This window comes from Leptotrichia sp. oral taxon 215 str. W9775, from assembly GCF_000469505.1.
Lineage (GTDB): Bacteria > Fusobacteriota > Fusobacteriia > Fusobacteriales > Leptotrichiaceae > Leptotrichia_A.
In genome coordinates, this window is the sequence record NZ_KI272827.1 from 1 (window position 1) to 8,483 (window position 8,483).

5 protein-coding genes are annotated in these 8,483 nt (G+C 30.9%); 1 reads left to right on the forward strand and 4 read right to left on the reverse strand.

All coding sequences use genetic code 11. From position 1 onward, the window contains the following. Nucleotides 1-251 precede the first annotated feature (251 nt). The 4 genes from HMPREF1984_RS01885 to HMPREF1984_RS01900 form a co-directional block, all read right to left on the reverse strand. On the reverse strand, nucleotides 252-644 hold the full coding sequence (locus HMPREF1984_RS01885; protein WP_021766176.1) for a nucleoside triphosphate pyrophosphohydrolase family protein: 393 nt from the start codon (nucleotides 642-644) through the stop codon (nucleotides 252-254). Nucleotides 645-802: 158 nt separating this feature from the next. Then, nucleotides 803-1,546, reverse strand: coding sequence for a Bax inhibitor-1/YccA family protein (locus tag HMPREF1984_RS01890; RefSeq protein ID WP_021766177.1), 744 nt, complete (start codon nucleotides 1,544-1,546; stop codon nucleotides 803-805). 80 nt (nucleotides 1,547-1,626) lie between these two features. Then, nucleotides 1,627-3,537, reverse strand: a complete 1,911-nt coding sequence (gene thrS, locus HMPREF1984_RS01895) for a threonine--tRNA ligase (RefSeq protein ID WP_021766178.1) — start codon at nucleotides 3,535-3,537, stop codon at nucleotides 1,627-1,629. A 33-nt stretch (nucleotides 3,538-3,570) separates the two neighbouring features. Beyond that, nucleotides 3,571-7,257: an LPS-assembly protein LptD gene (locus HMPREF1984_RS01900; RefSeq protein ID WP_021766179.1), complete on the reverse strand. Its 3,687-nt coding sequence runs from the start codon at nucleotides 7,255-7,257 to the stop codon at nucleotides 3,571-3,573. Nucleotides 7,258-7,563: 306 nt separating this feature from the next. Here HMPREF1984_RS01900 and HMPREF1984_RS01905 point away from each other — a divergent pair, with 306 nt between their 5' ends. Further along, the gene (locus HMPREF1984_RS01905; RefSeq protein WP_021766180.1) at nucleotides 7,564-8,292 is read left to right on the forward strand and encodes an N-acetylmuramoyl-L-alanine amidase; all 729 of its coding nucleotides are present in this window, start codon (nucleotides 7,564-7,566) and stop codon (nucleotides 8,290-8,292) included. Nucleotides 8,293-8,483 lie beyond the last annotated feature (191 nt).

The window sequence follows — 8,483 nt, forward strand, 5'->3', positions numbered from 1 at the left end:
TCAAATTTTATTTCCTTTGTCAACAGGTTTTTTCCATTTTTTTGAATTTTTTTTCTTTTTATTTTTCAACACTGTTTTTTCAACATTTAAAAACTCAAAAATTTCACTGTAATTACTGATATTAAAAATATTTTTATATAATTTTCAACATTTCCACATGTAATTAATTTTTTTCAAATTAATTACAATTTCGAATAATAATTACTCTTTTTCTTTTTTTAATGCTATATTTTATAATTAAATTTTAAAAATTATAGATATTTTTTTATTATTTTTTTTATATCTGGTGGAAAATAGTTTGGCCCTTTTATTACTTTTCCATCTTCTCTATATATAGGATTACCGTTTTCATCCAGTTTACTTAAATTACTTCTATGTATTTCATCAAACACTTCCTCAATTATATGCTGCATTCCATGTTCTATTATTGTTCCGCAAAGAATATACATCATATCTCCCAGAGCATCTGCAACTTCTACTATATCACCATTTTTTGCCGCTTCAAGATATTCTTCATTTTCTTCCTTCATTAAATCAAATCTTAAATTTTCTTTTTGATTTTCAAGTTTCCCTATTGGTTTTTCTGAATTTCCTAACTTATATATTCTATGAAATTCTTCAACACATTTTATTTGCTTGTTCACTTTTCCTCCTTATTTATACTATATAAATTGTATATTATATTTTACGTAATATCTCTATAAAACTATTTATTAAGAAAGGACTGTCTCAAAAAAACTGAAAAATAATGCATAAACCATATTTTTTAATCTTTGAGATAGCCCCATTTCTAATCAATTTATTATTTTCTTCTTCCAAGTATTCTTAATATATATAAGAATAAGTTTACAAAATCCAAATACAAAGCTAATGCTCCATGTATCTCGATTTTATCAAGTATACCTGCATCTTCATGAAGTGCATATGATATTACATTATTTTTTATTCTGTTTACATCATATGCAATAAATACTATAAATACTGCAACTCCTAACATTGAAGATATCCACATTAATCCATCACTCTGAATAAAGAAGTTAATTCCTCCCATTACTATTAATGCTATTAAACCAACCATTAATATGGAACGATATTTACTCAAATCTTCTTTAGTTACATATCCATATATTGCAAGTACAGTAAACAGGACAACTGTTCCTGTAAATGCGGAAATAATTGCATATGGATCATAAATGGCTCCTATTGCTGAAAGAGTAATTCCAGTAAGCACTGAATAAACAAGGAATATCATTTTCAACACACTTGCACTTGCCTTATAAGTTAAAGCAGTAAATGTTATTACAGCTACAAATTCAAGTACAAATGCAACCGGCACTACAAGAAAAGGAACTGTTCCATTTGAAAGTCCTATTAAAGTAAAGTATCCTGTCAATCCTGATATTAAAAGTCCTAAAACCATCCACAATATACTTCCTCTTACTTTTGATGCCGCCACTTTTTCAACTTCTTCATAAGTAAGATATCTGTTTTCAGAATGTCCATAATTATTTAATTCGTCAAAATCATTATAATCATCGTAATTCATGAAATATCACCTCGTTTTTATAATTATATTTTTTACATTTAGAAATACTATGACTAATTTTTACTGAAACATTGATTATACTATTTTTTAAAAGGGACTTTTGACTCTTCAAGTAAAGTTTTTACTATTTCATCAACAGTCATATTTAAACTTTCCTGGGAACCAAATCTTCTTACATTTACTTCATTGTTTTCAACTTCATTTTTTCCTATGATAAGCTGTACAGGAATCTTCTGATCTCCGTTTGCTTCTCTTATTTTATATCCTATTTTTTCATCTCTTGTATCTATTTCTGCTCTTATTCCTTCATTTTGAAGTCTTTCATAAAGTTTTTCCGCAAAAGGAACCTGTTCTTTAGAAATTGTAAGAATTCTCACTTGTACAGGTGCAAGCCATGTTGGGAAAGCTCCTGCGTAGTGTTCTATCAATATTCCTATAAATCTTTCCAAACTTCCATACATTGCCCTGTGAATCATAACAGGCTCATGTTTTTCTCCGTCTGCACCAATATAACTCATTTCAAATCTTGTAGGAAGATTGAAATCCAGCTGAATTGTTCCGCATTGCCATATTCTTCCGATTGAATCCTTCATTTTGAAATCAATTTTAGGTCCATAGAATGCTCCGTCACCAGGATTCAGTTTATATTCAATTCCTTTGTGTTCCAAAGCTGACTTAAGATTAGATTCCGCCATTTCCCATATTTCATCTGAACCTATTGCCTTATCAGGTTTTGTAGATAATTCAATATGATATTCAAATCCAAATAAAGTATAGAATTTATCGTATAAATCAATAATTTCAATAATCTGTTCTTCAATCTGTTCCTTTGTACAGAAAACGTGGGCATCATCCTGAGTAAATGCTCTAACTCTCATAAGTCCATGTAAGGCTCCACTGAATTCATGTCTATGTACAAGTCCCATTTCTCCATATTTCAATGGTAAATCTTTATATGAATGTAAGTTATTCTTATAAGCGATTATTGAACCAGGACAGTTCATTGGTTTTATTGCATATTCCTTTTCATCAATAGTTGATGTATACATATTTTCACGGTAGTTAAACCAGTGTCCTGAAATTTCCCATAATTCCTTATCTAACATTATTGGAGTTTTTATTTCCTGATATCCTCTTTTTTTATGCTCAACTCTCCAAATTTCCTGAAGTTTATTAAATAATTCCACACCTTTTGGCATGAAGAAAGGGAATCCGGGACCATGTTCATCAACAAAGAATAAATCAAGCTGTTTTCCTAACTTTCTATGATTTCTTTTTTCAGCTTCTTCCATCATTTTCAGATATTCATCAAGTTCTTTTTTAGTTGTAAAAGCCACTCCGTAAATTCTTTGAAGCATTTTTTTATTTGAATCACCACGCCAGTAAGCCCCTGCAGTAGACATAAGCTTAAAAGCCTTAAGATATCCTGTAGACGGTATATGAGTTCCTCTACATAAATCTACAAATTCTCCCTGCTGATAAATACTTACTTTATCTACTCCTAAATCATCGATTATTTCAATTTTATAGTCTTCTCCCATTTCAGCAAACATTTTCTTTGCATCTTCTGCACTCATTTCACTTCTTTTAAATTCATAGTTTTCCTTTACAATTTTTTCCATTTCCTTTTCAATTTTATCTAAATCTTCTTCAGTAAAAGGTTTTTCAGGATCAAAATCGTAGAAAAATCCATTTTCAATTACAGGTCCTATTGTAACTTTTGTTCCTGGAAAAAGTCTCTGCACTGCCTGTGCCATAATATGAGCGGCACTGTGTCTTGTAATCTCCAGACCTTTTTCACTTGTTGCTGTTATTATTTCAATTGTTCCAGGCTTCTCAATCAAATATGACGGATCAACCTGTACTCCATCTATCACTGCACCGACAGTAGCTTTTCCCAGACTTGAGCCTATTGTTTTTGCAAATTCCACAACTGTCATTGGTTTTTCAAGTTTTCTGACACTTCCGTCAGGTAATATCATTTCTATCATCTTTCTAACTCCTTAATTTAATTTATTATTTTATTATAATCCTGCTCCAAACGATGGACTTCCTCCACTGTAATTAAACTGGATATTCTTTTCAGGGAAAGGTGTTATTCCAAATTTCAACGTAATAACAGGATAGTATCCCAATTTTTTATTATCAGGCTTGTCCCATTTTACTCCTGCTCCTATTTCCCATTCAACATTTTCAAATCTATGACTTAACGTGGCAAGTCCCAGAGTCAGTTTATTTACTCTTGTTGCGGCAGAAGAACTTTCGAATATTTCAGGGTCAGAAGAGCTTGGTGCACCATCTTTTACATACTGCACTTTTCCTCCAATCCACCATGGTTTGTCGGGATCTTCTCCAAACATGTACTTTGTTTCAAATTCGTGTTTTCTAAAATTATACTCACTTTTACGTCCTGGCAGATTTCTATAAATTCTGTCAGGTCTTTCCATCACATATCTATAAGCTACAAAGAATTTCTCCAGATATCCTGCTTCCATTTTAAAAGTAAGATCATTTAATCTGTTCATTCCTTTTAAGCTTGTTGAATACAGTGAATTTGAACCATCAATTTCTAAATCCAGACCAACTTGGAAATATTTCTTTCCTTTTCTTAATTCCTGAAGTTTTGAATTAAAATCATTCAGAGTAAATTTATTCTGTCTGTAGTTTTCCTCTTCAACGTAGCTTTTATAAGCCTGTTCCTCTTCATTGCTCAGGAATAATCTGTCATCGCTGTTTATTTCTATATTATCCAGTACATTTTTACTTGAATCAGCAATAGAAAAACTTTGGGTATTTGAATCCTTCACAATATTCTTCTCTCTTGAAACAGAAACACTTCCAGAACTTTCATTTTCTCTTTTCAAATCCTTTTCATATTTAGGTTTAGCATTATTCTCGTATCTATACAGAAGACTTATTGTTGTGTAGTCACTTCCATGAGAATATCTGTCATCAGAGTCCACCAAAGGTGTATTATTTAAATCCCTGTATGTTTTTTTACCAAATCCATAGTTTACTCTGAAATAATGGTCTGATTCAAATTTCTTGTTTTTCATTTTTTTAGTATCATAAACAAAACCTATTTTATGTGTTTCTGTTTTTAATTTTAAATTAGGTGTTCCAAATGAAGCGCTTGTTCCAAAAATATCATTTCTTTTGGTTCTTAAGTTTGTATACTCTATTCCCCATTCATTGAAATTCATGGAAAAAGTTCTTTCCCTTTCTAATTCCTTGTATGTTTTCTGATCCCATCCCATTGTTGTGTCAAAAGGATATATCTCTTTGTTTCTGTCGCTGTATCTATACAGGAAGTTATCTTCATTGTTTGATGTAAACCCATATTGCGCTTCCCTGTTAAGATTTCTTGAAGATTTAAAATCCTTAAATTCGTATTCTTCATTACTTTCAAAATCAAAGCTTACAAATCTTCTATTAGCAATATCTGCTTTAAAGTAATTTCTGACATATCTGTTTTTCAGCCAGTTATCACTGAAATGTCTGTCATCCCTTCCTGTAAAAATATAATTAAAGGTTACGTTTCCTACATGAACATTAAAATTATTCTTTAATCCTAGTGCATTGGAAGGTATCTCAATAATATCAAAGCCATTATACATTGCTCCATTTGCATCGGTTTTCTGGAATGAAACATCTGCTTCATTTGTAATCCTTACATCATATTTATTATCCGTCCGTGCCGTATTATCAAACATTGTAGTAAACAGTTTTGCATCCAATGTTGCTATATTCATAGAAGGTTTCTGCTTAATTTCTTCACCTGAGGTATTTTTTGCTATTTTATAACCTGTTCTCGAAGATATATCCTCAATTTTTCTTCCCCGATAAAATTCAGGTACATAAACATCTGAATAATCCCTGTTTTCAAATCCAAAATTAAAGGCAACATAAGAATTTCTAAGAGGTAAATCAATCTTATCATTTCCTACGTTTATCTTTTGTGATCTGTATTTTTCGTAAACTATTTTCTTTGCCCTTTTTATAATATCCGCATCTTCATACACTTTATAAATTCTGCTGTTATCATCGGTAACAGAATTTAGGAACATACTGTTAAAGTTAGGATTATCTCTTGTAAAATCATACTCATATTCCTTTTTTCTAATATCAACCTGCTTTGTCTCAGCACCAAAATAGAAATTATTTGTCAGATATTGTGGCAAAGTCTTAGGCTCATATCCAAAAAATTCACTTTGTCTGAAAGGATAGTAATTACCAAAAGTTAATCCCCATTCCTTTCTCTTGTCATAAGCTACTGTCTGTACCCATCTGTTTGAGCTTTCCAGCGAATGGAAATCCGCATCATCTCTTTCACGGAGATTTAGTATTTCTCCATATTCATCCTTATCTGAATCAACATAATCAAACTTAATTTTAGGTCCTCTAAGATCTATTGAATAACTTTCCTTTTTTCTGTAAGAATTTAAATCTCCAATATATCCAGGATTGATATCAATAAATTCTTCATTATCGACTTTTATTGCAACATCGCTGTTTCCATTTGTGTATTTCAAACTTTTATACAAATCAACGTCAGTTTTTCTAGGATCTATTTCATCCCTGTCAACAATATAATCATTTATTTTTGTAAGTTCCCTTAAAGCTTCCCTGTCATGTGTCCAGTAATAATCCAGATTAAATTCACCGTTTTTACCAAGCTCCTGATTAATAGTAAAATCATAGAAACCTATCTTTTTATACGAATTTACATAAGCACTGTAATCATCTTTAAGAAGAACGCCATCTGTAGCCCTCATTAAATTTGTAGTCATATTTTTATAAGTAAGATTCCATATACCGTATCCTAAATTATAGAAACTTCTTTCACTTTTTTCTACCTTAGGGGTATTTACAACATTATGAGTCCATCTGAAATCCCATTCCCTCTGTTTATTTCCAAGTGGAACAACTACCCTGTTAACAAATATATTACCGCTGTTATTTGCTCCAAATCTGTAGTCATTTGAAAATTTCAATGCAAGTTTTTTCTTGGCACTTATTTCAAAATCAACAAATCCTTGTGCTAAAGGTCCTCTGTCATAGTCAAATCCCCATATACCAAAAAGTCCTCTGTCACTGTCTGAACCAATATAAGGAAACAAAGTGGCCCTCTGGCTTTCAGGCTTTAAAGATACCACATAATATGGAAATTTAAACCATGTTTTTCCTCCGGCAACTACACTTATATCTTTAGCAACAACTTTTCTGTTTGGATAAATTTTCAGTTCCCTTGTATTTACTTTATAGTTTGGATTCTCATACGGGCTCGTTGTGAACCATCCATTTTTTATCGTTATTTTACTAGGATACTCACTGAGGGTTTCTTCTCCTCCGTAACGTAGCTTCAAATCATTGTCATAGCTTTCTGAACCTAATATCTTAGCTTTTTTTGTATCCATGTCAAAAATAACTTCATTTGCTTTTATAGTCTGTGTACCTTGATTGAAAAGAACATTTCCGTATGCAAAAAGGACATTTCTTTTTGCAAGCTTTTTCAGATTATCTGATTTTATTGAAATGTCTCCATATTTCAGAAGTACTCCATCAGCTGCAGAAATAGATTCATTTTCTATGTCTATTACTGATTTTTCTGTTTCAAGATTTATAACCTCTTCCGTTCTGCTTTCCTTTACATTTGCAAAAAAAAGTACACAGAATAAAAAAGTGAATAATATTTTATATTTTATTTTCATATTTTCAACCCTTATTTAAAGTTTTATACGTAAAATTATAGCATAATTTTGCTACTATGACAATGTGAAAAGACTTTTTTATTTATTAATGCCTTTATTGTATCTTTACTAAAATTAAAAAACCAAAATTAAATAATGTATTAGATTAATTTTGTTATGTTTCTGTTATATATATTATAAATAAACTGAGAATTTTGTTGCCTAGAATAATGGTTTTTAGTATAATTTAATTAAATACTGGAAATTTTAAATCAAAAACGAAAGGAGATATAGTTACTATATTTTAGTAAACTATAAAAAAGAATTATGAAAAATTCATTTTTTAAAAGAGCAGTAATAATTGCCCTTTCAGTAATTGTGTTAAATGTACCTTCAAAACTTAATGCCGAAACTGTAGGTTCCGGAAACAGAAAAGTGTGTATCGATCCGGGACATCAACTTAAGGGAAATAGAGGTCTCGAAGAAGTTGCTCCAGGTTCTTCAACAAAAAAAATAAAGGTTGCAGATGGAACAGCGGGAGTAGCTACAAAAAAACCTGAATATCAGCTTACACTTGAAGTTGGCCTTAAATTAAGAGATAGATTAAAAAGTAAGGGATACCCTGTATTTATGATAAGGGAAACAAATAATGTCAATATTAGTAACAAGGAAAGAGCCCTTATGACAAACAAGGCAGGATGTGCCGTATACATAAGACTCCATGCAGACGGTTCTACAAATAGAAGTCTTACCGGAGTATCTGTCCTGACTTCTTCTTCTAAAAATCCTTATACTAAAAGCGTTCAGAAATCAAGTGATAAATTTTCTAGAGATGTGCTGTCTGAATTTGTAAAGGCAACAGGAGCAAAAAACAGAGGAGTTTCGTATCGTGATGACCTGACTGGTACAAACTGGTCTACAGTTACAAATACTCTTATTGAAATGGGATTCATGTCAAATCCTGAAGAAGATAGAAAAATGTCTACAAATGATTATCAGAATAAAATGGTTACGGGAATTGTAAACGGAATTGAAAAATATTTTAGGGAAAGATAGGAAAATCAAGGAGCTGTCTTAAGAAGAAAATAAAAAAAAGCAATGTGAAAAACTATATTTTTGGATTATCTAAAATTTTACAATGTAAAACAGGAAATGAATTTAGGAAAAGTCCTCTGCTCGAGCCTTCAGGCAAGTTTTTGACTTTTCCTTGATGAATGACTGTTTTGTATAAGTAAAATTTTAGTAAA

What these genes read in the sequence shown, in the direction of transcription:
- HMPREF1984_RS01890 (WP_021766177.1), bottom strand. Translation starts at nt 1,546, where the DNA reads ATGAATTACGATGATTATAATGATTTTGACGAATTAAATAATTATGGA.
- thrS (WP_021766178.1), bottom strand. Translation starts at nt 3,537, where the DNA reads ATGATAGAAATGATATTACCTGACGGAAGTGTCAGAAAACTTGAAAAA.
- HMPREF1984_RS01900 (WP_021766179.1), bottom strand. Translation starts at nt 7,257, where the DNA reads ATGAAAATAAAATATAAAATATTATTCACTTTTTTATTCTGTGTACTT.
- HMPREF1984_RS01905 (WP_021766180.1), top strand. Translation starts at nt 7,564, where the DNA reads ATGAAAAATTCATTTTTTAAAAGAGCAGTAATAATTGCCCTTTCAGTA.